General features: G+C 70.7%; 19 protein-coding genes, 1 tRNA gene and 1 pseudogene. 11 read left to right on the top strand and 10 right to left on the bottom strand.

What is annotated here, in order from left to right; genetic code table 11:
- Positions 1–4: 4 nt before the first annotated feature.
- Positions 5–1105, top strand: a complete 1101-nt coding sequence (locus AB0P17_RS04030) for a DUF3578 domain-containing protein (protein WP_365807374.1) — start codon at positions 5–7, stop codon at positions 1103–1105.
- A gap of 174 nt (positions 1106–1279) precedes the next feature.
- Positions 1280–1391: transfer RNA gene (locus AB0P17_RS04025), tRNA-Ser, on the top strand.
- A 323-nt stretch (positions 1392–1714) separates the two neighbouring features.
- Here AB0P17_RS04025 and AB0P17_RS04020 read toward each other — a convergent pair.
- The 3 genes and pseudogenes from AB0P17_RS04020 to AB0P17_RS04010 all read right to left on the bottom strand — a co-directional run bounded on the left by AB0P17_RS04020 (position 1715) and on the right by AB0P17_RS04010 (position 4329).
- Entirely contained in the window at positions 1715–2419 is a 705-nt protein-coding gene (locus AB0P17_RS04020) for a GNAT family N-acetyltransferase (protein WP_365807372.1), read from the bottom strand.
- Between the two features lie 26 nt (positions 2420–2445).
- A pseudogene (locus AB0P17_RS04015) lies at positions 2446–3347 on the bottom strand (transposase); the annotation flags it as partial.
- 67 nt (positions 3348–3414) lie between these two features.
- Positions 3415–4329, bottom strand: a complete 915-nt coding sequence (locus AB0P17_RS04010; RefSeq protein ID WP_365807370.1) for an alpha/beta hydrolase — start codon at positions 4327–4329, stop codon at positions 3415–3417.
- An 84-nt stretch (positions 4330–4413) separates the two neighbouring features.
- Between AB0P17_RS04010 and AB0P17_RS04005 the strand changes: the two genes are divergently transcribed.
- The gene (locus tag AB0P17_RS04005) at positions 4414–5085 is read left to right on the top strand and encodes a TetR/AcrR family transcriptional regulator C-terminal domain-containing protein (RefSeq protein ID WP_365807368.1); all 672 of its coding nucleotides are present in this window, start codon (positions 4414–4416) and stop codon (positions 5083–5085) included.
- 462 nt (positions 5086–5547) lie between these two features.
- Here the strand turns inward: AB0P17_RS04005 and AB0P17_RS04000 are convergent, their stop codons facing one another.
- Both AB0P17_RS04000 and AB0P17_RS03995 read right to left on the bottom strand, forming a co-directional pair.
- Positions 5548–6303, bottom strand: coding sequence for a glycosyltransferase (locus tag AB0P17_RS04000; RefSeq protein ID WP_365807366.1), 756 nt, complete (start codon positions 6301–6303; stop codon positions 5548–5550).
- A gap of 229 nt (positions 6304–6532) precedes the next feature.
- Positions 6533–7045, bottom strand: coding sequence for a hypothetical protein (locus AB0P17_RS03995; protein WP_365807365.1), 513 nt, complete (start codon positions 7043–7045; stop codon positions 6533–6535).
- Between the two features lie 147 nt (positions 7046–7192).
- On the opposite strand from AB0P17_RS03995, the gene AB0P17_RS03990 reads away from it, so the two are divergent.
- Together AB0P17_RS03990 and AB0P17_RS03985 are read left to right on the top strand one after the other, a co-directional pair.
- Entirely contained in the window at positions 7193–7855 is a 663-nt protein-coding gene (locus tag AB0P17_RS03990) for a GntR family transcriptional regulator (protein WP_365807363.1), read from the top strand.
- Positions 7856–7911: 56 nt separating this feature from the next.
- Positions 7912–9153, top strand: a complete 1242-nt coding sequence (locus tag AB0P17_RS03985; protein ID WP_365807673.1) for an MFS transporter — start codon at positions 7912–7914, stop codon at positions 9151–9153.
- 9 nt (positions 9154–9162) lie between these two features.
- Here AB0P17_RS03985 and AB0P17_RS03980 read toward each other — a convergent pair whose 3' ends face one another.
- Positions 9163–9987: a maleylpyruvate isomerase family mycothiol-dependent enzyme gene (locus AB0P17_RS03980; RefSeq protein WP_365807361.1), complete on the bottom strand. Its 825-nt coding sequence runs from the start codon at positions 9985–9987 to the stop codon at positions 9163–9165.
- Positions 9988–10164: 177 nt separating this feature from the next.
- On the opposite strand from AB0P17_RS03980, the gene AB0P17_RS03975 reads away from it, so the two are divergent.
- Both AB0P17_RS03975 and AB0P17_RS03970 read left to right on the top strand, forming a co-directional pair.
- Positions 10165–10959 carry a carbon-nitrogen family hydrolase gene (locus AB0P17_RS03975; protein WP_365807359.1) on the top strand — a complete coding sequence of 265 codons (795 nt, stop codon included), beginning with the start codon at positions 10165–10167 and terminating at the stop codon, positions 10957–10959.
- Between the two features lie 52 nt (positions 10960–11011).
- On the top strand, positions 11012–12877 hold the full coding sequence (locus AB0P17_RS03970; RefSeq protein ID WP_365807357.1) for an NHL domain-containing thioredoxin family protein: 1866 nt from the start codon (positions 11012–11014) through the stop codon (positions 12875–12877).
- Positions 12878–12943: 66 nt separating this feature from the next.
- Here the strand turns inward: AB0P17_RS03970 and AB0P17_RS03965 are convergent, their stop codons facing one another.
- The 3 genes from AB0P17_RS03965 to AB0P17_RS03955 form a co-directional block, all read right to left on the bottom strand.
- Positions 12944–13162, bottom strand: coding sequence for a DUF6458 family protein (locus tag AB0P17_RS03965; protein ID WP_365807355.1), 219 nt, complete (start codon positions 13160–13162; stop codon positions 12944–12946).
- A 116-nt stretch (positions 13163–13278) separates the two neighbouring features.
- Positions 13279–14589 (bottom strand): M18 family aminopeptidase, encoded by a 1311-nt coding sequence (locus tag AB0P17_RS03960; RefSeq protein WP_365807354.1) that lies wholly within the window; start codon positions 14587–14589, stop codon positions 13279–13281.
- Positions 14590–14791: 202 nt separating this feature from the next.
- The gene (locus AB0P17_RS03955; RefSeq protein WP_365807352.1) at positions 14792–16618 is read right to left on the bottom strand and encodes an acyl-CoA dehydrogenase; all 1827 of its coding nucleotides are present in this window, start codon (positions 16616–16618) and stop codon (positions 14792–14794) included.
- Positions 16619–16806: 188 nt separating this feature from the next.
- Between AB0P17_RS03955 and AB0P17_RS03950 the strand changes: the two genes are divergently transcribed.
- The 3 genes from AB0P17_RS03950 to AB0P17_RS03940 all read left to right on the top strand — a co-directional run bounded on the left by AB0P17_RS03950 (position 16807) and on the right by AB0P17_RS03940 (position 19672).
- Positions 16807–17283 carry an SseB family protein gene (locus tag AB0P17_RS03950; protein ID WP_365807350.1) on the top strand — a complete coding sequence of 159 codons (477 nt, stop codon included), beginning with the start codon at positions 16807–16809 and terminating at the stop codon, positions 17281–17283.
- A 188-nt stretch (positions 17284–17471) separates the two neighbouring features.
- Entirely contained in the window at positions 17472–18425 is a 954-nt protein-coding gene (locus AB0P17_RS03945) for a pirin family protein (protein ID WP_365807348.1), read from the top strand.
- A gap of 149 nt (positions 18426–18574) precedes the next feature.
- Complete coding sequence (locus AB0P17_RS03940; RefSeq protein ID WP_365807346.1) at positions 18575–19672, top strand: AI-2E family transporter; 1098 nt, start codon at positions 18575–18577, stop codon at positions 19670–19672.
- Here AB0P17_RS03940 and AB0P17_RS03935 read toward each other — a convergent pair.
- Complete coding sequence (locus AB0P17_RS03935) at positions 19609–21993, bottom strand: SpoIIE family protein phosphatase (RefSeq protein WP_365807345.1); 2385 nt, start codon at positions 21991–21993, stop codon at positions 19609–19611. The two genes, AB0P17_RS03940 and AB0P17_RS03935, sit on opposite strands and share 64 nt — an antisense overlap.
- 245 nt (positions 21994–22238) lie before the next feature.
- On the opposite strand from AB0P17_RS03935, the gene aspS reads away from it, so the two are divergent.
- Positions 22239–24023 carry an aspartate--tRNA ligase gene (aspS, locus tag AB0P17_RS03930; RefSeq protein ID WP_365807343.1) on the top strand — a complete coding sequence of 595 codons (1785 nt, stop codon included), beginning with the start codon at positions 22239–22241 and terminating at the stop codon, positions 24021–24023.
- Positions 24024–24106 lie beyond the last annotated feature (83 nt).

Below are 24106 nucleotides of genomic sequence, written 5' to 3'. Positions count from 1 at the left end.
GGGCGTGGATGAACTCTTGAGTGAGGTGCTCGGCCTCCAGAAGGTGTGGCAGGCGAAGAACACCAAGGACATGCAGCGCCGTGGCGTCGTCGTTCGTACCGAGATCCGTGATTGGCTGCGTGAGCATGCCGAGGCTCTCGCCGTAGCCATTGAGATACCTCTCGACGATGTCGGAGTCGAGGGCAAGGACGGGGCAGGCCAGAGGTCTGAAGTCGCATGGACCCGCGTCTATTCGAAGAGCAGAACCCCGAGCGCGACCGACGGCTGGTACATCGTCTATCTGTTCAGCGCCGACGGTGAACGCGTCTACCTCTCGCTCATGCAAGGCACCACCGAGTGGATTGCTGGCGAGCTCAAGCCCCGAGAGCCCGCCGCCCTGAAGAAGCGCATCGACTGGGCTCGCCCACTCATCGAGCACCTTGCCAGCGAGCGCGCTGACTTGCTGAGGGAGATCCGTCTCAACGCTCGCACGAAGCTCGGCAAGGGCTACGAGCCCGGGACCGTCCTGGCCATCGAGTACCGACGCGATGCCATCCCCAACTCGGATGTCCTGAGCCAAGACTTGCTCTTCATGGCGCGGCTCCTAGGCCTCCTGTACAAGGCAGCGGACGACGCCACCCACATTCCCGGCGACCTACCGGTGGAGGTCCGAGAAGCAACGCAGAGCGCGGCGACCGCCGCGAACCGCAGGAGCGCCCGCAGGGGCGGTCAAGGGTTCCTCATGACCGCCGCCGAGCGTAAGGCCATCGAGGACCGCAGCGTCCTGCTCGCCACGGAGCACTTCGAAGCCCAGGGATGGACCGTGAAGGACGTCGGCGCCAGCAAGCCGTACGACCTGCACCTGACACGAGGGGACGAGAAGCTTCACGTAGAGGTGAAGGGGACCACGTCCGACGGCAGCCAGATCATCCTGACCCGGGCCGAGGTCGAATGGCAGCGCAGGTTCGCGCCAGAGAACGCCCTTGTGATCGTCCACTCCATCGAACTGGATCGCTCCGTCGAACCTGTGACGGCGACCGGAGGAGTTCTCTACTGCACTTCGCCGTGGACCATCGAGGAGGAGACCTTGACCGTCATCTCATACATCCACCGAACCGGTCTGTGAGAAGGCCCGGTGGAAGCGGAAGCGTTCCTGCGGTGAACGTTCTCGCCCGTGTGGGTGACCGGGGACGCTGGGCTTCGCCGGGGGCGAGGGGCGGCCGATAGAACTCTTTGCAGCCGGCTATGGGCGTAGCCCATTAGAGGCCATGGGCCATGTGTGGGCCAGCGAAGTACCCCTGGGGTGCAGTCCCGGCAACTGGGCAGGTCAGAGAGTCGGACGTTCACGGATGCAGACGGTCTTGAAAACCGTCGTGGCAGCGATGTCACCGTGGGTTCAAATCCCACACCCACCGCACAGGACAGAGAACGTGCTGATCAGAAGGGGTGTTCCGACCAGGGGCACCCCTTCTGCCTTCTCGCGTCGGCGTTCCGGGCGGGATGATCGGGTTGGGTATCGCGGAGTTTTGCCTGCCTCTGTTGATCGGCCTGTTCGGGTTCAACGCGCTCTCGGACGTCATCCCGAACAAGCGATGGGCTTGGTCATGGTCCTGGTCGCGCTGCGCTCGGTCGCCTCGCCGCGGTCTCGGCCGCCGAAATACCCACACGCCGGCCCGTCGCGGTCAACCTGCTGGTCGGCAGCCTGCTCGGCGCACGGGCCGAAGCACCTTGGTGGCTATGCCCGTGTGCTGTGGCTGAAGCCGAGGGAGGTCAGTCCTTCGGACTGGCACAGTCTGTCGGAGGGGCCGTCGACCTCGGTCTGGAGGAGTTGGTAGGCCGCGCCGCAGGATTGGCCCCAGTGCATTGCGGCCCGCCACAGGACGCGTCCCAGGCCCTGGCCTCGTGCCTCGGGCAGGACGGCGAAGTACTGGGGCATGAGCTGGGGGCATCCGGCCGCGTCGGGGCGTACTTCCATGGGGCCGATGGCGCCCACGATGCGGTCCTCGACGGCGGCGGCGAGAACTGGGCCGCACCTACCCGCCTGCATCTGGGTGTGGAGGAAGGCCAGGCCGTCGGCGGCCATGTCTTTGGCGAAGGGGGCGAAGGTCTCCTGCACGGCGGTCAGCCAGTCGGTGATGGGGCGGACCGGGCCGTCTGGGGCGGGGCAGGGGGCGGCGGTGAAGTCCTTCAGCTGGACGCGGGTGCCGCGCGGGTGCGTGGAGTCGGGGCCGAGGGGGCGTACGACTCGGGCGCTGGCCGCGTCGTGTACGGAGGCGAGTTTGGCTGCCAGCTCGGCGGCCCCCTCGACGACGCCGTTGCCGATCCCGTAGGCGAAGACCTTCACGGTGCCGCGTCCGCGTCGGGTCAGGGTGGGGATACCGAGAGTCGGCATGATCGGCGCGGTCAGTACGGGCCGGAGCCAGTCCCAGCGGAAGAACATGAGCGGCACCTTAACGGTGAGCCGGTCAGTTGCTGGATCTCGTTGCAGGCGAGCGGGATCGGCCCGTCCGGAGCGGGATGGCTGGCGTGTTTGTCAGCGCGGACGACGGCGGGGAAGACATGGGCGAGCATGGCCGGGGTGGCCCAGCGGGACCACGAGGTGAAGCGGCGGACCTGGTGCTCATCCAGTCCCGCGAGACCCTTTCCGGCCTGGAATGTCTCCTCCACTCGCCATCTCGATCCGGCGACCCGCATCAGCGTAGCCAGGGGGCACCGGGGACGGTGACCAGCAGCGGTAGTAGGCGAATTCACCTGTGGTGCGGTTGCGGCGGATCAGCAGGCGGTGACTGCCGGACCGGGATTCGGCGAGGCCGATGACGGCCCAGTCGTAGAAGCGGTGTCCTTTGGCGCCGGCCCCGGCCGACAGCTTCTGCCAGGCCCGCTTCGGTACCTTCGCGGCTGGGGTATCCGCGCGGAACTTGCCGGCACCGGTGGTGACTTCGTGGGAGCGTGCGACGGCGAGGACATAAGCGGTCGGGGTCGGTGGTCCACGAGCGTGGGACATACAGCTCACGGTCCACCGCCGCGTGTCCGTGGCGGCTTGCGTAGACGGGGTAGACGGCGACCTGGGCGTTTTCGGTCCTCCCGGCGGTGCCGGTGTACTGGCGCTGGACACCGATGGTGTGCGTGCCCTTCTTCACGTCCCCGGTCTTGTCGACGACGAGCACCGCGTCCTCGTCGTGCAGAGCGTCGGCAGCCCACCTGGTCCGGCCGAGCAGGTGCTGCATGCCGTCCGGACGGGTATTCCCGGCCCACTCGGCGATGCTCCAGCAGTTCTTGCGCGGCAGGTCCGACAGCAGCCCGAGCGCCAAGTCCCGCACACGGCGGCGCGGTTCGGCGCGTGTGTAACGGCCGGCTGTCCGGCCCATCAGGACCTCGAACGCCTCCCGCCAGCGGGCAGGGTCTGCGTTGTGACCCGCGGCCACCGCATGATCTTCAGTCTTCACAGACAGTGGGTGGCTGGTGGTCGACGTGGTCGGCGAGCGCACGCAGTTCGTCGGCGTAAGTGGCCCAGATGTCGCCGATGAGGAAGTGGCCGACGCCTGGCAGGGTGCGGAGGCGGGCGCCGGGGATCGCGGCGGCGATGTCGCGTGCGGCGGACACGCGCAGCAGCGGGTCTCCCGATCCGTGCAGCACCAGGGTCGGTGCGGTGATTCTTGCGAGCGGGCCGCCGCGCCACTTCGCACCGATCTGGCGGCTCTGTGCCTTCTGGTCGCGGAAGCCGGCGACCCGGTGCGCGGCCTCTTTGTCCACGAACTCACGCACGTCGTGCTCGTCGATGTGCTGGCCGGGTGCGGCTGTCATGCGGGCGATGGCCAGGGCCAGGGCCAGGTTGCCCTGCGGGGTCTCGGGGTAATGCAACCTGGCGAAACGGGCCACGGTTGCCAAGCGCAGGTAGCGCAGGACACCTAGTCCCTTCACGTCGCTGGGCACTGCCGAGGATGTGGTGAGAGTGTGCACGCGTCGGGGATGGCGGATCGCGGTGCGCTGTGCCACGAGCCCGCCCATGGAGTGGCCGAAAAGGTGGGCGCGCTCCCAGCCGAGGGCGTCGAGTACGGCGACCGCATCGTCGGTCAGGTCCTCGGCGCTGTAGGCCGGGGGTGCGTGGCGGAGTAGGGCTGCGACCGGTGGGCCTTCACGGCGGTCGGGCAGGTGTGTGGACTGGCCGGCGTCGCGCTGGTCGTAGGCCACGACGTGGAAGCCGCGGTGGACCAGTTCGTCCACCAGTGCGTCCGGCCACCAGAATCGCGAGGTTCCCAGTCCCATCACCAGCAGCAGCGGGTCGCCGCCCGCCCCGCCGAGGTCTTCGAAGGCGATCTGGATTGTGTCGTTGTAGGCGAAGCGCGGCATTGCGACTCCCTCTCCTCGATCGCAAACATCGTTCGCGAACACCGTACTCGGAACGGTAAGGTGAGAGCAACGCGGGAGGTGACAGTGGCGGGACAGCAGGAACCAGTGATCTGGCTGCGGCCGGAACAGGCGCCGGTCGGACGCCCTGCCGAGCGCAGCCGGGCCGAAATCACCGCCGCCGCAGTGGAACTGGCCGACCAGGAGGGCCTCGACGCCGTCTCCATGCGCCGACTCGCCGCGGCCCTGGGCACCGGCGCCGCCTCGCTCTACCGCTACGTCGCCACCCGCGACGACCTGCTCGACCTGATGATCGACAGCACCGCCCGCGAATACCGCCTGCCCGCCCCGAGCGGCGACTGGCAGGCGGACCTCCTGGAGATCGCTCACCAGGCCCGAAGGATCATGCGGCGCCACCCCTGGCTGCCGGTCCTGGTCGTTACGCGTCCCAGCCTCGGCCCGCACGGCATCGACCTGCTTGAGCACCTACTCGACGTACTCGCCGACCACCCTGCCGAGCCCGCCCACAAACTCGAGGCATTCGCCGTACTGAACGCGCTGACCGCGCTGTTCGTCCAGAATGAACTGGCTGCATCGGACCCCGGTGCCCAACGCCAGTCCTCCTACCTGCGTCACGTGGCCGACGCCGGCACCCACCCCCGCATCGCCGCAGTACTTGCCGCCACCCAGCTCGAACGTACCTCCCGCGACCGGTTCGCCACCGTACTCGCCCGCGCTCTCACCGGAGTGCTGGGCTGACTCCACCACAGCCTCAGCGCACCACCGAGCACCGACGCCCCAACTGCCCTGGCTCACATCAAAGCAGCGGGATCGGCGAAAACCGGACACCGCTCGACTTCGCCCAGGACCTGGTGGCGCAGGCGCCTACGCACTCGCCCGGACCAGCGAGAGCACGATCTACGGCTGGAGTACCAGGAGTTGCCTGCGCTCCCGGCACTGGGGAGCCGGTCGCCGGTGAACCTTCCGAGTGCGACGGTGCGGGCGACATGTGGGCCGCCCTGTCGGGAGCCGCCACTCGGATCCGCGGATCGCGCGGTACCCGCGCCTGAGCGTTGACGCCGTCTCCATCCTCCTGGATGAGCCATTCCCACGCCCGGCCGACAGGCAGCGTCCGGTGAGTGAGCGACTCGTATGCGCTCGGGAGGTGCACCACTCGGGCGGAGTGGATCGGCGTCATGATGGAAATCGTCCGCCCTGGCGTCAGTCCTTCTGGGAACGGGGCCATTGCCACCCCACGAACTGTTGGGAGTCGAGCCGAGAGATGATGGCTGCTCGAAGGGTCGCGAACTCTTCCTCGTGGCGGTACTCAGGCTGCGCCGTTGTCTGTGCGGCATGCTTCCGGTACACGCCTCCGGGGGTTCCGAGCATGCGACCGGGAGCCACGGCAGCGCATACGAGCACGAGAGCCAGAGCCTCAAGCGCCGGTAGCGGCGGCCACCCTCCCACTGCTCGGACGAGGCCGGTGCGGGCAGTCAGGTGGGTACCCACCACGGGAAAGCGATCCTCTTCGTACGCGGTGCGCAGCGACTCGTAGGTGAGGGGGCCGGGTGGTGGGTCATACGGGCCGCCGGCCAGGCGCCCGTCCGGCAGTAGATCCAGACAGCCGGAGATGCACCATCCGGCGTCCGGGTGTTCTTTCAGCTCGCTGATATCACGCGCGAGCGCCCCGGTGGTAAGCAGGTCGTCGGCGTCCAGCGCGCGCACGAGAGTACCGGTGGCTCGGGCCAGCCCAAGAGTGCGAGCGACGGCGGCTCCTCCGCGGGTACCGACGGCGTACCTTATGCGCTCGTCCGCGGGAAGGAGTGCGCCGGGGCGGCGGGTCCGTCCGTCCTCCTGGACGATCCACTCCCACGTCCAGCCCGGTGGCATTTCCTGCTGCGAGAGGGACGCGTGCGCGTCGAGCAAGTACTGGTGGCCGCCGTCATAGACCGGCGTGATGATGCTGATGGTCGGCACTACGACCACCGTTCCAGCGGCGTCGTGTAGATGAGCTTTGGGCCGGGCCCTACCGTGCCCGGCGGCGTTCTGCTCATGGGTGAACCTTCTCAGATGACAGTCCGTCAATCAACGCCTTCCTAGGAAGGTTCGGAGCTTGGGTTCACATCCCGCACCCACCGCAGCCGCTGGTCGGAAGGGGTGCTCCTCGGCGAGGGGCGCCCTTTTCTGCTGCAACCGGGCGGCGCCCTCACAGCCTGCCGGTGATGACTCCGCGCCAGGTCCACCCCGCGCCCAGGACGGTTTCCTGCAGGGGGGTCTTCAGGTCGGCGCTGTTGAAGCTGAACGTCTCGGTCGCTGCGGGGGCGTTGTCTTTGTTCCCGCCGAGCGTCCAGCGCTTCGAGACCGTCTGCATCTGGCCGCGCCGGGCCCCGGCCGCGAGGGTCAGGGTGGGGGTGTCGCCGGCCCAGGTGACCTCGTACTGCTGGTCGAGCGAGCGGACTTCGGGCTTCTCCGGGACCAGGCGCATGCGGACCTGGAAGACGCGGCTCACCTGGGTGCGGACGAAGAAGCTCTGCCACGCCGGGTCCAGGACGCGCCACTCGGCCAGCAGGTCGGCGCCCTCCTCGTGGCCGTCCCGGATGACGTACGGGACGTCGGGGTGGTTGAGGGCGAGCAGAGCCGCGTGGAGGTCGGCGGCGGAATGCGGGGGGACGCCGTCGGCGGGGCGCTTGGTTCCGGTCAGCTTGTCGAAGAGTCCCATGGGATCAACCTATGAGCAGGCTGTCCGGCTTTGGGGGCAGGGGCTCCTCCGGCGTGCGGGGGCGCGGGGTCGTGTTGTGGCGGGGGTGTGAGTCCGTATGGCGGAATGGGTTTTCTGTTGCACCTCTGTTGTATCTATGATGTGCGCATGCCGCCCGCTGCCGCCGCCCCGCTGAAACAACCGCCTGCCGCCGACCGTGTCTACAGCCATGTGAAGGAAGCCGTGCTCGACCGCCGCTACGAGGGCGGGACACTGCTCACCGAAGGGGAGCTGGCCGAGGCCGTCGGGGTGTCCCGTACGCCCGTGCGCGAGGCGCTGCTCAAGCTGGAGGTCGAGGGGCTGATCAAGCTCTATCCGAAGAAGGGCGCGCTCGTCCTCGCCGTCTCCGCACAGGAGATCGCGGATGTCGTCGAGACCCGGCTGCTGGTCGAGGAGCACGCCGTACGGAAGGCCGTGCCGGCGTCCGCGGTGTTCCTGGCGCGGCTGGAGGAGCTGCTGGACGAGCAGCGGCAGCGGGCCGAGGAGGGGGACCTCGGGGCCGTCGCCGTGTCCGACCGGTGCTTCCACGCCGAGATCGTGCGCAACGCGGGCAACCAGATCCTCTCCAAGCTGTACGACCAGCTCAGGGACCGGCAGCTGCGGATGGGCGTCGCCGTGATGGAGGCGCATCCGGACCGGATCGCCAAGAACGTCACCGAGCACGCCGAGCTGCTCGAAGCCATCCGGGCGGGCGACGCCGATGTCGCCGCCGCCTGTGTGCGCCGCCACGTCAGCCGCGTCAAGGTGCTGGTCCGGGGTGACGACTGGTGAGCGCCGTCTCCGTGACCCTGCCGGGAGATCCGCCCGGCGGCCGGCGCGCCACCTGGATGTGGGGCATCGGCGTCGCCGTCTACTTCGTCGCCGTCATCTTCCGTACGAGCCTGGGCGTGGCCGGTCTCGACGCCGTCGAGCGCTTCCACATCAACGCCTCGGCCCTGTCGACCTTCTCGATCCTCCAGGTGCTCGTGTACGCGGGCATGCAGATACCGGTCGGCCTGATGGTCGACCGGCTCGGCACGAAGAAGGTGCTCGCCCTCGGCGTCGTGCTCTTCACCGCCGGGCAGATCGGTTTCGCGCTCTCCCCCTCGTACGGCACGGCGCTCGCCGCCCGCGCCCTCCTCGGCTGCGGCGACGCGATGACGTTCATCAGCGTGCTGCGGCTCGGCACCCGCTGGTTCCCGGCCCGCCGCGTACCGATGATCGCGCAGGTGGCCGCGTTGTTCGGGATGGCGGGCAACCTCGTCTCGACCATCTTCATCTCGCGCGCCCTGGGCGCCCTCGGCTGGACCGTGACGTTCGCCGGCAGCGCGCTGGCCGGGGTGGTCGTCTTCGTTCTGCTCGTGTTCTTCCTCAAGGACCACCCGGAGGGGCACGAGCCGCCGCCCGCCGAGCACGCGGGCGCGACCTACGTACGGAAGCAGATCGCCGCGGCCTGGCGCGAGCCCGGCACCCGGCTGGGGCTGTGGGTGCACTTCACCACCCAGTTCCCCGCGATGTTCTTCCTGCTGCTCTGGGGGATGCCGTTCCTCGTCGAGGCGCAGGGCATGTCGCGCGCCTCCGCGGGGGAGCTGCTCACCCTGGTCGTGCTCTCCAACATGGTCGTCGGGCTGGTGTACGGGCAGGTCATCGCCCGGCACCACGCGGCCAGGCTGCCGCTCGCCCTCGGCACGGTCGGGGCGACCGCGCTGGTCTGGGTGGCGGTCGTCGCGTACCCCGGCGAGCGCGCCCCCCTGTGGCTGCTGATCACGCTCTGCGCGGTCCTCGGCGCCTGCGGGCCCGCGTCGATGATCGGCTTCGACTTCGCCCGGCCCGCGAACCCGCCCGAGCGTCAGGGCACGGCCTCCGGAATCGTCAACATGGGTGGTTTCACGGCCTCGATGACGACGCTCTTCGCGGTCGGTGTCCTGCTGGACGCCACCGACGACAACTACCGGATCGCGTTCTCGTCCGTCTTCGTCCTCCAGACGATCGGGATCGCGCAGATCCTGCGGCTGCGCTCGCGCAGCGCGCGGCGCGAGCGCGAGCGGCTGGTGGCGAGCCGGGTGGAGGCCGTGCACGTTCCTGTCTGACGCGAGCGGTCAGGGGGTGACGGCGAAGTTGCGCAGGATCGCCTCCGCCAGCTCCTGATCGCCGTCCAGCTTCAGCCGGTCCTCGATCGCCGCCGGCCGCACCCGTCCGCACGCCAGCCGGAAGTACGACTCCCAGTCCGTCGCGAGCGTGACGACGGGGCCGAGCGAGGGCGAACCGTCGATCGAGCCGCGGCCCTCCGCGTTCACCCGGACCGTACGGAGGAACTCCACCGGGCCGCTCACATCGATGACGACCGCCGAATGGGGCGGCGCGCCCGCGTCCTTGGCGATGACCTTCGGCAGCGCGGACAGCAGGACGTCACGGGCGACCAGGGCGCCGGGGGAGTCCAGGTTCCCGGGCCTGTTGAGCGCGGAACGCAGATCCTGCTCGTGCACCCAGATGTCGAACGCCCGCATCCGCATGGCGGTCTCCAGGGTCTGCTCGGTGCCGAGCGGCGCGCGGACCATGGTCTCGGGCGCGCGGTTCTCGTTCCGCAGCTGCCGGTTGCGGCGGATGATCGTGTACTCCAGCTCGGCGGTCATCTCCGGCGCGGTGTGGTGGCGCCGTACATCGACCTGCATCTCCATGTAGCGGGTGTGGTCGTCCCGTACGTGGTAGAGGTCGCGCGGCAGCGAGTGGATCGGCCGTGGGTCCCCGAGCATCTCGCAGTCCAGGCCGATGACATGCGAGACGATGTCCCGCACGGACCAGCCGGGGCACGGGGTGCGCCGGTTCCATTCGCCCTCGACGAGTGGCTGCACCAGCTCGCTAATGGCCTCGATGGAGTGGGTCCAGGCATCGGCGTAGGTCTGAAGGCTGGGATGGACGGTCACGGGACCCCTCGGCGGTTCTGCGGTACGCGGGCTGGCTTGCTTGCTGGCGGGCGGCGGCTGCGGGCTGCGTGGGAGGTTCGGCAGCTAAGTTACGCTGCCCGATGGCACCCCGGCAGTGCTTTCGTGTGACGATCGTAGGGCCCGTGTTGACGGCCCGAATGCCAGGACGGTGGTACTGTGCGCGCTTCGCTCATCCAGATCGCAGTAGACCCGGACGAATCGGTCGATTCCCGCAGGCAGCGCGCCGCCGCGCTGGTACGGGAACAGCGTGGCGCTGATCTCGTGGTCCTCCCGGAGCTCTGGACGGTCGGTGCGTTCGCGTACGAGTCCTTCGCGGCGGAGGCGGAGCCGGCGGACGGGCCGACCTTCGCGGCGATGTCCGGCGCGGCGCGTGACGCGGGGGTCTGGCTGCACGCCGGTTCCGTGGTGGAGGCGGCGGACGCCGGGCTCTTCAACACCTCGCTCGTCATCTCCCCCGCCGGTGAACTCGTCCGTACGTACCGCAAGATCCACCGGTTCGGCTTCGACCAGGGCGAGGCGGCGCTGATGGAGGCGGGCGGCGAACTCGTCACCGTACCGCTGCCGGAGACCACCCTCGGCCTCGCCACCTGCTACGACCTCCGCTTCCCCGAACTGTTCCGCGGACTGATCGGGGCGGGCGCCGAACTGCTCGTCGTATCGGCCGGCTGGCCCGCGCGCCGGCGCCCGCACTGGACGCTGCTCGCGCAGGCGCGCGCCGTGGAGAACCAGGCGTACGTCCTGGCCTGCGCGAGCGCCGGTACGCACGCCGGGGTGGAGCAGTCGGGGCACAGCATCGTCGTGGACCCCTGGGGCGAGGTGCTCGCGGAGGCGGGCGCGGCGGAGGAGGTGCTGGCCGTGGAGGTGGACCCGGCGAAGGTCGCCCGGACGCGCGAGCAGTTCCCGGCGCTCAAGGACCGCCGCCTCGGGCTGGAGACCCCGCCGCACCGCTGATCCCGTACGGGTGGTGCGTAGGTGACCCCTGGGGAAGTGGCACCCTTGAACCATGAACGACGCGATCCCCGCCCCCTCCCGTCGCGCCCGCGTGCGCGCCCCCGAGCTGATCGGCAAGGGCGGCTGGCTCAATACGGGTGACACCTCCTACACCCTCGCCGACCTGCGCGGACGCATCGTCATCCTCGACTTCTGGACGTTCTGCTGCATCAACTGTCTCCATGTCCTCGACGAGCTGCGGGAGCTGGAGGAGAAGCACCGGGACACCGTGGTGATCATCGGTGTCCACTCGCCGAAGTTCGTGCACGAGGCCGAGCACCAGGCCGTGGTCGACGCCGTCGAGCGGTACGAGGTGCACCACCCGGTGCTCGACGATCCCGAGCTGGCGACCTGGAAGCAGTACGCCGTACGGGCCTGGCCCACGCTCGTCGTGATCGACCCCGAGGGGTACGTCGTCGCCCAGCACGCCGGGGAAGGGCACGCGCACGCCCTCGCGAAGCTGGTGGCGGAGCTGGAGGCCGAGCACGCCGCGAAGGGGACGCTGCGGCGCGGTGACGGGCCCTACGTGCCGCCGGAGCCCGTCGCGAGCGATCTGCGCTTCCCGGGGAAGGCGGTGGAGCTGCCCGGCGGCCGTCTGCTCGTCTCGGACTCGACCCGGCACCAGCTCGTGGAGCTGGACGCGGACGGGGAGACGGTCGTCCGGCGGATCGGGAGCGGGCAGCGCGGCTTCGGCCCGGACACCTTCAGCGAACCGCAGGGGCTGGCGCTGCTGCCCGACGGCCGGGTGATCGTCGCGGACACCGTGAACCACGCGCTGCGTACGTACGACCCGGTCAGCGGCGCGATCGAGACCGTGGCCGGAACCGGCCGGCAGTGGTGGCAGGGGGCGCCGACCTCGGGTCCCGCCCTGGAGGTGGCCCTCTCCTCGCCGTGGGACGTCGCCTGGTGGGCGGACCGGGTGTGGATCGCGATGGCCGGGGTCCACCAGCTCTGGACGTACGACCCGGCCACCGGGACCGTCGAGGCCGCGGCCGGTACGACCAACGAGGGGCTGGTGGACGGGGACGCCGCCGAGGCGTGGTTCGCGCAGCCGTCCGGGCTCGCGGCGGCCGGGGACCGGCTGTGGATCGCGGACTCCGAGACCAGCGCGCTGCGGTGGGTGGAACGGAAGCGCGAGACGGACGGCGGGGCCAACAACGGGGCCGCCGCCGCTGCCGGGGCCGGGTTCGTCGTCCGTACGGCCGTCGGCACCGGGCTCTTCGACTTCGGGCACCGCGACGGCGCCGCCGCCCAGGCCCTGCTCCAGCACCCGCTGGGGGTCACCGCCCTGCCCGACGGCTCGGTCGCGGTCTGCGACACGTACAACCACGCGCTGCGCCGCTACGACCGCGTGACCGGCGAGGTGACCACGCTCGCCACCGATCTGCGCGAGCCGAGCGACGCCGTCCTGGTGGGCGAGGACATCGTGGTGGTCGAGTCCGCGCGGCACCGGCTGACGCGGCTGCGGCTGCCCGAGGAGGCGGTGCGTGTGGAGTCCGTCGCGCACCGTACGCAGCGGGCGGCGACCGAGGTCGCGCCGGGCGCGCTGCGGCTGGACGTCGTCTTCACGGCGCCGAACGGGCAGAAGCTCGACACCCGTTACGGCCCGTCCACCCGGCTGCTGGTCTCGGCGACCCCGCCGGAACTGCTGCTGGAGGGCGGCGGCGCCGGTACGGACCTCAGCCGCGATCTGGTGCTGGCCGACGGCGTCCCGGAGGGGGTGCTGCACGTCTCCGCGATGGCGGCCTCCTGCGACGACGACCCGCTGAACGAGTACCCGGCCTGCCATGTCCACCAGCAGGACTGGGGTGTTCCGGTCGTGATCGACGACACGGGGACGAACCGTCTCGGGCTTGTCCTCGCCGGACTCGACGCGTAGGCCGGTCGGCCCCCGCGACGCGTCGGCCCCCGCGACGCGTCGGTCCCCGCGACGCGGCGGGGCCGGTCAGAAGCGGTCGTCCCGGTCCACGACGGTCGGGGCGACCGGGGTGACGACCGCCCTGCGGCGGCGGGCGATGCTGGTCATGACGGCGGTGCCGATGATGCCGACCACCATCATGATCACGCCGACCAGGTCCAGGTTGACGCTGTCGAGTTCCCAGTCGGTCGCGAAGGTCAGGATCGCGCCGACCGCGATGAGTGTGATGCATCCGCCTATGCCCATGGGTCCCGCCTCTTCACAGGAGTCGTGTCGTGCCGGGTTTCCTTCGCCCACTCGGGTACCCCTGACCGGCGCGGCCACTCCCGCGGCGCGTACGTCCCCGGATCGCGTACCGGGGCTCAGCCCTCCAGGAAGGCCACCAGCGCGTTCGCCAGGTGGTACGGGTCGTCCGCGCCGCACAGCTCGCGCGCGCTGTGCATCGACAGGATGGCCACACCGATGTCGACGGTCTGGATGCCGTGGCGGGCGGCGGTGATCGGGCCGATCGTCGTACCGCACGGCATGGCGTTGTTGGAGACGAACGACTGCCAGGGCACGCCCGCCTTCTCGCACGCGGCGGCGAACACGGCCCGGCCGCTGCCGTCCGTCGCGTACCGCATGTTCACGTTGACCTTGAGGATCGGGCCGCCGTTGGCGCGCGGGTGGTGCGTCGGGTCGTGGCGCTCGGCGTAGTTGGGGTGGACGGCGTGGCCGGTGTCCGACGACAGGCAGACCGTGCCGGCGAAGGCCCGCGCGCGGTCCTCGTACGTCCCCCCGCGGGCGAGCACCGAACGCTCCAGGACCGTGCCGAGCAGGGGGCCCTCGGCGCCGGTGTCCGACTGCGAGCCGTTCTCCTCGTGGTCGAAGGCGGCGAGCACCGGGATGTACGGCAGCGGCTTGCCGGAGCCGGCGCCGGCCTCCGACGAGACCGCGGCCAGCGCCGCCGTGCCCGCGTGCACCGACAGCAGGTTGTCCATCCGGGGGCCGGCCACCAGCTCGCGGTCCCGGCCGAGGTACGACGGCGGCTCGATGGCGCCCGGCATCAGGTCCCAGCCGGTGATCTCCTCGGCCGTCACGCCCACTTCGCGCGCGACGAAGCGGATCAGATCGCCCTCCTGGGCCTCCCCGAGGCCCCAGATCGGCTGCATGTGCCGCTGTCTGTCCAGCTTCAGGCCGTCCGTGTTGACCGAGCGGTCGAGGTGGACGGCGAGTTGCGGGACGCGCAGCAGCGCGCGGTCGACATTGACCAGCCGGTGCGAGCCGTCGCGCAGGCTGACCCGGCCCGCGAGCCCCAGATCGCGGTCGAGCCAGGTGTTGAGCAGCGTCCCGCCGTACACCTCCACCGCGATCTGGCGCCAGCCGTACGAGCCGGTGTCCGGCAGGGGCTTCACCCGCAGGTTGGGCGAGTCCGTATGCGCGCCGACGATCCGGAACGGGGTGTGCGGCTCGGCGCCCTCCGGGACGAACCAGGCGATGAGCGCGCCGCCGCGCACCACGAACCGGCCGCCCTTCGCCCCGTCCCAGGCGTCCGTCTCCCGCACCTGGCGGAAGCCCGCCTTCTCCAGGCGCGCCGCGGCGTTCGCCACCGCGTGGTACGGCGACGGGCTGGCCGCGAGGTAGGACATGAGGTCGTCGGTGTGGCCGCGGTCGAAGCGGGAGGAAGTGCTCATGCCCTCAACCCTAACGACGGGGTCCGACAACCGGCCCTGCCAGTGCCGCGGGAGGCGCCTCCCGCCGGGCGCCTCCCGTTGCGCACGCGCGGGGCACCCCTCGCACCACGTGCGGCAGGGCACCTCTCGCACCATGTGCGGCAGGGCACCTCCCGCGCGGCGCGCGACGAGGTGCCCTGCCGGGGCCGGGTGGCGGAGCCGCTCAGAACGCCGCTTCGTCCAGCTCCATCAGCGAGTTGTCCACGGACTCGGCGAGCGCCCGCTCGGTCGCGACGCCCGGCAGCACGTTCGCCGCGAAGAACTTCGCCGCCGCGATCTTGCCCTGGTAGAACGCGACGTCCTTGGAGGAGGCCGTCTCCAGCTTCTCCACGGCCACGGCGGCGCCGCGCAGCAGCAGGTAGCCGACGACGACGTCGCCCGAAGCCATCAGCAGGCGCGTGGTGTTGAGGCCCACCTTGTAGATGTTCCTGACGTCCTTGTCCGTCGCCGTGAGATCGGCCAGCATGGCGCCGACGATCGCCTCCAGGTCGGCGGCGGCCTTGGCGAGCGCCTCGCGGGCCGGGGCCAGCTCCGTACCGCCCGTGCCGACCGCGAGGAACGTCTTGATCTCCTCGGAGAGGGTGTTCAGCGCCTGGCCCTGGTCGCGGACGATCTTCCGGAAGAAGTAGTCCTGGCCCTGGATCGCCGTCGTCCCCTCGTAGAGGGTGTCGATCTTGGCGTCGCGGATGTACTGCTCGACCGGGTACTCCTGGAGGTACCCGGAGCCGCCGAAGATCTGGAGGGACTGCGCGAGCTGCTCGTACGACCGCTCGGAGCCGTACCCCTTCACGATCGGCAGCAGCAGGTCGTTGAGGCCGTGCAGCGCCTTGGCGGGCTCGCCCTCGGCCTCCTTGAGCGCGATCTCGTCCTGCACCGAGGCGGTGTACATCACCAGGGCGCGCATGCCTTCCGCGTACGCCTTCTGCGTCATCAGCGAGCGGCGTACGTCGGGGTGGTGCGTGATGGTGACCTTGGGCGCGGCCTTGTCCATGAACTGCGCCAGGTCGGGGCCCTGGACGCGCTCCTTGGCGTACTCCAGGGCGTTCAGGTAACCGGTGGAGAGGGTGGCGATCGCCTTCGTGCCGACCATCATCCGCGCGAACTCGATGATGCGGAACATCTGGCGGATGCCCTCGTGCTTGTCGCCGATCAGCCAGCCCTTGGCGGGGTGGCGGTCGCCGAAGGTCAGCTCGCAGGTGTTGGACGCCTTGAGGCCCATCTTGTGCTCGACGTTCGTGGCGTAGACGCCGTTGCGCTCGCCCAGTTCGCCGGTCTCCCAGTCGAACTCGTACTTCGGTACGAGGAAGAGCGACAGCCCCTTGGTGCCCGGTCCGGCTCCCTCGGGGCGGGCGAGGACGTAGTGGAGGATGTTCTCCGACATGTCGTGCTCACCGGAGGTGATGAAGCGCTTCACGCCCTCGATGTGCCAGCTGCCGTCCTCCTGCTCGACGGCCTTCGTGCGGCCCGCGCCGACGTCCGAGCCCGCGTCCGGCTCGGTGAGGACCATCGTGGAGCCCCACTGCCGCTCGACGGCGATCGCGGCGGCCTTCTTCTGGGCCTCGTTGCCCTCCTCGAAGAGGATGCCGGCGAAGGCCGGGCCCGAGGAGTACATCCAGACGGCCGGGTTGGCGCCGAGCAGCAGCTCCGCGTAGGCCCAGATCAGGGAGCGCGGGGAGGTTGTGCCGCCGATCTCCTCCGGGAGGCCGAGCCGCCAGTACTCGGAGTCCATGTACGCCTGGTAGCTCTTCCGGAAGGCGGCCGGGACCGGCGCGGTGTTGGTCTCCGGGTCGAACACCGGCGGGGTGCGGTCGGCCTCGGCGAACGACTCCGCGAGGTCGTTCTCCGCGAGGCGGGTGACCTCTTCGAGGATGCTCTTGGCGGTCTCGACGTCCATCTCGGCGAACGGGCCGGTCCCGTACAGCTTGTCGCGCCCGAGGACCTCGAAGAGGTTGAACTCGATGTCGCGGAGATTCGACTTGTAGTGCCCCATGGCGACGACTCCGTAAGGATCGGGAAGGCAGGAGGCAGATCCCTCATGCGTGTGCCAGTACCGGTTGGTAGCTATCGATGATGCTACCCATCGGTAATAAGATGCAACCCCGTACCGGGGGCCGGCGGGCCAATGTGACGCGGTAGACGGGGCCCCCGGTGGCGCCATTCCTCAGTACTCTTGCGTCCATGTACGGCTACGACCAGAACATGGGCGCTCAGCAGCAGTACGCGCACCCGCAGCAGCAGCCGATGGGCGGCGCGGGCGCGGGCGGGTACGGCGAGCAGCCGCTGTATCCGGAACCGTCGCCTCCGTCGCTCGGTGACGCCGTGCGGGCGTTCACGACGGGGTCGCTCCAGGCCGAGGACTTCCAGCAGATCTTCGCGACGTCGAAGGTGTACTGCCCGCGGGGCGACAACCCCGGGTTCCTGGCGCTGCACAACACGCAGCAGCCGGTGATCCCCATGTTCAGCACGCTCAAGGAGCTGCGGCGGTACGCGGGCAAGGAGTCGAAGTACTTCGTGATCACCGGCGCGGAGGTGATCGACCTGCTGCCCACGGGGTACGGCTTCGTGCTCGACATGGAGGGTGAGCACCGGATGGTGTTCGACGCGAAGGCGGTCGAGCAGATGGTGGACTTCGCGATGCGCCGCATGTACGGCTGAGCGCCGCGCGGCCGTGCGTCGCGCGGCTGAGCGCCGCTCCCCGGACTGGAATCAGGGCCCGTACCGCATCGGTACGGGCCCTTCGTGCTGACGTCGGCGCGCTCCCCGGAGGCGGCCGGGAATACGTCGCGGCTTGCCAGATGTTCACTGTTCAACTAAATTGGGAGCGAGAGCCTGAGGAGGCCGTCATGCCCGCAGTGACCGTCGAAAACCCGCTGACCCTGCCCCGGGTGGCGGCTCCGGCCGACGCCGTGGCCCGCCCCGTGCTGACCGTGACGACCGCGCCGAGCGGTTTCGAGGGCGAGGGCTTCCCGGTGCGCCGCGCGTTCGCCGGGATCGCCTACAAGCACCTCGACCCGTTCATCATGATGGACCAGATGGGTGAGGTGGAGTACGCCCCGGGAGAGCCGAAGGGCACCCCCTGGCACCCGCACCGCGGCTTCGAGACGGTCACGTACCTGATCGACGGCACGTTCGTACACCAGGACAGCAACGGTGGCGGCGGGACCATCCGGAACGGCGACACCCAGTGGATGACCGCGGGCTCCGGGCTGCTGCACATCGAGGCGCCGCCGGAGTCCCTCGTCACCTCCGGCGGGCTCTTCCACGGCCTCCAGCTCTGGGTGAACCTCCCGGCGTCCGACAAGATGATGGACCCGCGCTACCAGGACATCCGCGGCGGCCAGGTCCAGCTGCTGACGTCACCCGACGGCGGCGCGCTCCTGCGCGTGATCGCGGGCGCGCTCGACGGCCACGAGGGCCCCGGCGTCACCCACACCCCGATCACGATGGTCCACGCCACGCTGCGCCCCGGCGCCGAGGTGACGCTGCCGTGGCGCGAGGACTTCAACGGCCTCGCGTACGTCCTGGCCGGCCGCGGCGCGGTCGGCACCGAGCGGCGGCCGGTCGGTACGGGCCAGACGGCGATCTTCGGCGCGGGCGGCTCGCTCACCGTACGGGCCGACACGACGCAGGACGGGCACACGCCGGACCTGGAGGTCGTGCTCCTCGGCGGGCAGCCGATCCGGGAGCCGATGGCGCACTACGGGCCGTTCGTGATGAACAGTCACGCCGAACTGAAGCAGGCCTTCGAGGACTTCCAGGCGGGCCGCCTGGGTGTGGTCCCCGCCGCGAAGGCGTAAGCAAGTAGGCGTAAGCACGTAGGCGCAAGCCCGCAGGTGTAAGCCCGCAGGGCCCGGCCCGCGGCGCCTCGCCGGCCCGGGTGACGGCGCGTCACCCGGGCGGCGGGGCAGCGCAGGACAGGACCGGGCGGCCGTGGTCGGCTGGGTGGGTGCCGACGCCGCCGAAACCCCTCCTCCCCGAGAGCGCCCGGCGCCTCGCCGCGTGGTGCGGGGTGGCGCTGCTGGTCTCGGGGGTCGGGGCCGTCGCGATCTGGCTGTGCGTCACCTTCAAGACGGCCGTCACCCCCGTCCTGCTCGCCCTGCTCGGCACCGCCCTGCTCGGCCCCCTCTACCGCCGGCTCGTCGCGATGCGGCTGAACGCGTCGCTCGCCGCCGGCCTGACCTGTGTCGCCATCGTGGCCGTGGTCGGCGGCGCCGCGTACATCGTCGTCAGCGCGCTCGTCGACACCGGGGACCAGATCGTCGCCTCGCTGCGCCAGGCCGGCGAGCAGATCAGCAGGCACTTCGGCGGGGCCGCCGGGACCTCGCTGGCGGATCTGGCGAAGAACGCCAAGGACCTCGTCGGGAAGTTCGGCGCCACCGCCGCCTCCGGTGTCCTCACCGGGATCAGCGTCGTCGGGGAGCTGATCGCCACCGCGGTCCTCGCGCTGCTGCTGGTCTTCTTCTTCCTGCGGGACGCGTCCCGCGCCGCCCGCGCGCTGCGGGCGTTCGTCCCGGGCACGGGCGGGCGGGCCCTGGAGGTGATGGCGCGCCGCGCCTTCGGGGCCGTCCAGGGCTTCATGCGCGGGACGACCCTGATCGCGTTCATCGACGCGGTCTGCATCACCGTCGGCCTGCTGATCCTGCGGGTGCCCGGCGCGGTCGGGCTCGGGGCGCTGGTCTTCGTCGGCGCGTACATCCCGTACCTCGGCGCCGCGATCTCCGGTGCCGTCGCCGTGCTGGTCGCCGTCGTCGACCGGGGGTGGGTGATCGGGCTGTGGGCGCTCGGGGTGGTGCTCGCCGTGCAGGTGCTGGAGGGGCATCTGCTCCAGCCGATGATCCAGAGCCGTACGGTGCAGATGCATCCCGCCGTGGTGATGCTGGCGATCACGGCGGGCGCGAGCGTCGCCGGGATTCTGGGCATGCTGCTCGCCGTACCGCTGACGGCCGCCGCGTTCGGGGTCCTCTCCGAGGCGCGGGAACGTTACGCCGCGGGCTCCTCCGGCTCCTCCGCGCCGCCTCCGCCGTCCGCGCCGCCGTCTTCGTAGAGCTCGAACCAGATGCACTTCCCCTCGCCCCGCGGGTCGACCCCCCACGCGTCCGCCAGGATCTCCATCAGCACCAGCCCGCGCCCGCTGGACGCCAGCTCGCCGGGGCGTCTGCGGTGCGGCAGGTCGTCGCTGGTGTCCGCGACCTCGATGCGCAGCCGGCGCGCTCCGCGCTCGCCCCGCGCCTCCGTCACCAGCAGCGCGTCACCGTCCGTGTGGACGAGCACGTTGGTCAGTATCTCGGAGACCATCAGCTCCGCCGAGTCCACCTGCTCGGCGTCCGCCCAGTCGTGCAGCAGGTCACGGAGCTGGCGCCGGGCGTCCCCGATCCGCTCCGGTTCCGCCTGCGCGATGGTCAGCGCGGTCCTGCGGGCGGGCGTCCTGGCGGTACGGGAGGACGGCGCCGCCCGGTCCCGGGCGAGCAGCAGGAGCGCGATGTCGTCCTCGCGGCGGTCGGCGAGCGGTCCGGTCGTGTGGTGCGAGGTCGGGCCGTGCACGGCCCGCACCAGCGCGTCGGCCAGCCGCTCCAGCTCGGCGCCGCCGTCCGCCACGGCGGTGTCGTCCGTGTCGTCCGTCACCGGGCCGTCGTCCGTCACCGGGCCGTCGTCCGTCACCGCGCCGTCGTCCGCCACGGCGGCGTCGGTCGGCCGCTCCAGTACCTGGCGCAGCCGCGCCCACCCCGTCGCGAGGTCGTGCCCGCCCGTCTCGATCAGCCCGTCCGTGCAGAGCATCAGCAGCTCACCGGGGCCGAGCTGGAGCCGGGTCGTCGGATAGTCGGAGTCGGCCTCGATCCCGAGGGGCAGCCCGCCCGCGGTCTGCCGGATGACGGCGGTGCCGTCGGCCGTGCGGATCACCGGGTCCGGGTGGCCCGCGCGGGCGATGTCGAGGGTGCCCGTCTCCGGGTCGACCTCCAGGTAGAGGCAGGTCGCGAAGCGCGGCCCGGGCAGGGCGTCGGGGACGCCGCCGTACTCCGCGTCCCCCGCGAAGATCCCGGCCGGCCCGCCCGGCTCGCCGGCCGTGCCGTGCGGGGGGCCGCCGCCGTCCGGCCCCGGGTAGTGCTGGAGCCCGGCCAGGAAGCGGGAGGCCCGAGAGAGCACCGCGTCGGGGCCGTGCCCCTCCGCGGCGTACGCCCGCAGCGCGATCCTGAGCTGTCCCATCAGCCCGGCCGCATGCACGTCATGGCCCTGCACATCGCCGATGACCAGGGCGAACCGTCCGCCCGACCGGTCGTCGCGCTGTCCGTCCGGCAGCGGGATCATGTCGTACCAGTCGCCGCCCACCTGGAGGCCGCCGCCGGTCGGCACGTAACGCGCCGCGATCGACATCCCCGGGATGTCCGGTCCCAGCCGCGGCATCATCGAGCGCTGGAGGCCGATCGACAGCTCGTGCTCGGACTCGGTGGCCTCGGCGCGGGCCAGGGCCTGCGCCAGCATCCGCGCGACCGTCGTCAGTACGGAGCGCTCGTCCGGCGAGAAGACGACACGGTGTGTGAAGGCGGCCATCCACGTGCCGAGGGTGCGGCCCGCCACGATCAGCGGGATGAACGCCCAGGAGTGGCGGCCGAAGCGCCGCACGTACTGCCAGGTGGCGGGGTACCGGTCCGCGTACGACTCCGGTGTCGGCAGATAGATGGCGCGGCCGGTCCTGATGGCCTCGGCGGCGGGATAGTCGGTGTCGAGCGACATCTCCTCGAACGGGACCACGGCCGCGGCGTCGTGCCCGTGGTGCCCGATGATCCGCAGCCGCCGGCCCGAGGGACCGCCGGAGCGGCTGCCGGAGACGCCGAAGACCGCGAGCCCGTCCGGCGAGAAACCGGGCATGGAGAGGGACGCGGCGACCCGCAGGACCTCGGTGGTGGAGCGCGCCTCGGCCAGCGCCCGCCCCGCGTCCAGCAGGAACGCCTCGCGGGAGCGGCGCCAGTCGCCGGTGATCGGGCTGCCGCCGGCGGTGCCCGGGCGCGGCTCGGTGACCTCCTGGACCGTACCGAACAGTTCGAGTTCCTCGTCCCCGCCGGGGCGGCTGGTGACGACGGGCCTGGCCCGGCTCCGTACCGTACGGACCACCCGGCTCCGGCCGTCCATGACGCGCAGCCGGACCTCGGCGGGGGTGGACTCGGCGACGGCGAGGCGTACGACGCCCTCGATCTCGTTCCAGTCGACGGGGTGGAGGCGGGCGCGGACCGCGGCCCTCGTGGTCTTCAGGGGCTCCGCGGGCCAGCCGAAGAGCCGGGCGGCCTGGGCGTCGAGGGTGACCGCCCCGGACGCGAGGTCCCAGCGCCACAGGCCGGTCCCGATCGCGGCCAGGACATCCTCGGTTCGCATTGCCCCACTTTATGAATATGTGCGGAGCGAACGCCACTGAGGGCGGTGTCGGACACGGGCGGTAGCCTGTTATGGCCCAGCGGGTTTTTCCGAACCGGTTTTCCCGAACCGTTTCGGCCAAACCGGTTTGGCCAACCGGTGGCGCCCGGCGCATCATGCGCATGTCTCCCGCATGCGTCGCGCACGCCACGGGGGTCCCGCTCCGCCTCTGCCCACTCCGACTGCCAAGACTGGATGAAACGACGATGCACCGGTACAGGTCCCACACCTGCGGCGAGCTCCGCGCCTCCGACGTCGGCGCCGACGTCCGGCTGAGCGGCTGGCTGCACAATCGCCGAGACCTGGGCGGCATCCTCTTCATCGATCTCCGTGACCACTACGGTCTGGTGCAGCTCGTCGCCCGCCCGGGCACGCCCGCCAACGACGAGCTGTCGAAGCTCACGAAGGAGACCGTCGTCCGTATCGACGGCACGGTCTCCGCGCGCGGTGCCGAGAACGTGAACCCGGAGCTGCCGACCGGCGAGATCGAGATCGAGGTCTCCGAGGTCGAGATCCTCGGCGCGGCCGGGCCGCTGCCGTTCACGGTCAACGCGGAGGACGGGGTCAACGAGGAGCGGCGCCTGGAGTACCGCTTCCTCGACCTGCGCCGCGAGCGCATGCACCGCAACATCCTGCTGCGCACGGCCGTGGTCTCCGCGATCCGGCACAAGATGACCGCCCTCGGCTTCAACGAGATGGCGACGCCGATCCTCACCGCGACGTCCCCCGAGGGCGCCCGCGACTTCGTCGTCCCCTCGCGGCTGAACCCGGGCAAGTTCTACGCGCTGCCCCAGGCGCCGCAGCAGTTCAAGCAGCTCCTGATGATCTCGGGCTTCGACCGCTACTTCCAGATCGCGCCCTGCTTCCGCGACGAGGACGCGCGCGCGGACCGCTCGCCCGGCGAGTTCTACCAGCTCGATGTCGAGATGAGCTTCGTCGAGCAGGAGGACGTCTTCCGGCCGATCGAGAAGCTGATGACGGAGCTGTTCGAGGAGTTCGGCGGCGGCCGTCATGTCACCTCGCCGTTCCCGCGCATCCCGTTCCGCGAGTCGATGCTGAAATACGGCAACGACAAGCCCGACCTGCGGGCCAACCTCGAACTGGTCGACATCTCCGACGTCTTCGAGGGCTCCGAGTTCAAGGCGTTCGCGGGCAAGCACGTACGGGCGCTGCCGGTGCCGGACACGGCCGGGCAGTCGCGGAAGTTCTTCGACGGCCTCGGTGAGTACGCGGTCGAGCACGGCGCGAAGGGCCTGGCCTGGGTCCGGGTCGGCGAGGACGGCGCGCTGGCGGGCCCGATCGCCAAGTTCCTGACGGAGACGGACGTCAAGGTCCTCACGGAGCGGCTGGCGCTGGTCCCGGGACACGCGGTCTTCTTCGGCGCGGGCGCCTTCGACGAGGTCTCCAAGATCATGGGCGCGGTACGGGTCGAGGCCGCGAAGCGCGCCGGCCACTTCGACGAGGGCGTCTTCCGGTTCTGCTGGATCGTCGACTTCCCGATGTACGAGAAGGACGAGGAGACGGGGAAGATCGACTTCTCGCACAACCCGTTCTCGATGCCCCAGGGCGGCCTGGACGACCTGGAGTCGAAGGACCCGCTGGACATTCTGGCGTGGCAGTACGACATCGTCTGCAACGGCATCGAGCTGTCGTCCGGCGCGATCCGTAACCACGAACCGGAGCTGATGCTCAAGGCGTTCGAGATCGCGGGGTACGACCGGGAGACGGTGGAGCACGAGTTCGCGGGCATGCTCAAGGCATTCCGCCTCGGCGCCCCGCCGCACGGCGGCATCGCCCCGGGCGTGGACCGGATCGTCATGCTGCTGGCGGACGAGCCGAACATCCGCGAGACGATCGCCTTCCCGCTCAACGGCAACGCGCAGGACCTGATGATGGGCGCGCCGACGCAGCTGGACGAGTCGCGGCTGCGCGAGCTGAACATCGCGCTGCGCAAGCCGGTGGCGAAGTCGGGCGGCACGTCCGCCGAGTAGCCCTGTGGGCCGCTGTACGCAGGTTGGTACGAGAGGCGCGCCGCCCGGACCCAGGAGGTCCGGGCAACGGGCGCCTGGACGGG

Source organism: Streptomyces sp. NPDC088124 (assembly GCF_040685895.1).
Taxonomy (GTDB): domain Bacteria; phylum Actinomycetota; class Actinomycetes; order Streptomycetales; family Streptomycetaceae; genus Streptomyces.
Note: the sequence above shows the minus strand (reverse complement) of the source record. Positions and strands in the feature narration are given on the sequence as shown.

Bases quoted from the DNA above. Each gene is read 5' to 3' on its own strand.
- AB0P17_RS04020 (WP_365807372.1), bottom strand. From the start codon at position 2,419: ATGTTCTTCCGCTGGGACTGGCTCCGGCCCGTACTGACCGCGCCGATC.
- AB0P17_RS04010 (WP_365807370.1), bottom strand. From the start codon at position 4,329: ATGCCGCGCTTCGCCTACAACGACACAATCCAGATCGCCTTCGAAGAC.
- AB0P17_RS03995 (WP_365807365.1), bottom strand. From the start codon at position 7,045: ATGGGACTCTTCGACAAGCTGACCGGAACCAAGCGCCCCGCCGACGGC.
- AB0P17_RS03990 (WP_365807363.1), top strand. From the start codon at position 7,193: ATGCCGCCCGCTGCCGCCGCCCCGCTGAAACAACCGCCTGCCGCCGAC.
- AB0P17_RS03985 (WP_365807673.1), top strand. From the start codon at position 7,912: ATGTGGGGCATCGGCGTCGCCGTCTACTTCGTCGCCGTCATCTTCCGT.
- AB0P17_RS03970 (WP_365807357.1), top strand. From the start codon at position 11,012: ATGAACGACGCGATCCCCGCCCCCTCCCGTCGCGCCCGCGTGCGCGCC.
- AB0P17_RS03965 (WP_365807355.1), bottom strand. From the start codon at position 13,162: ATGGGCATAGGCGGATGCATCACACTCATCGCGGTCGGCGCGATCCTG.
- AB0P17_RS03960 (WP_365807354.1), bottom strand. From the start codon at position 14,589: ATGAGCACTTCCTCCCGCTTCGACCGCGGCCACACCGACGACCTCATG.
- AB0P17_RS03955 (WP_365807352.1), bottom strand. From the start codon at position 16,618: ATGGGGCACTACAAGTCGAATCTCCGCGACATCGAGTTCAACCTCTTC.
- AB0P17_RS03950 (WP_365807350.1), top strand. From the start codon at position 16,807: ATGTACGGCTACGACCAGAACATGGGCGCTCAGCAGCAGTACGCGCAC.
- AB0P17_RS03945 (WP_365807348.1), top strand. From the start codon at position 17,472: ATGCCCGCAGTGACCGTCGAAAACCCGCTGACCCTGCCCCGGGTGGCG.
- AB0P17_RS03935 (WP_365807345.1), bottom strand. From the start codon at position 21,993: ATGCGAACCGAGGATGTCCTGGCCGCGATCGGGACCGGCCTGTGGCGC.
- aspS (WP_365807343.1), top strand. From the start codon at position 22,239: ATGCACCGGTACAGGTCCCACACCTGCGGCGAGCTCCGCGCCTCCGAC.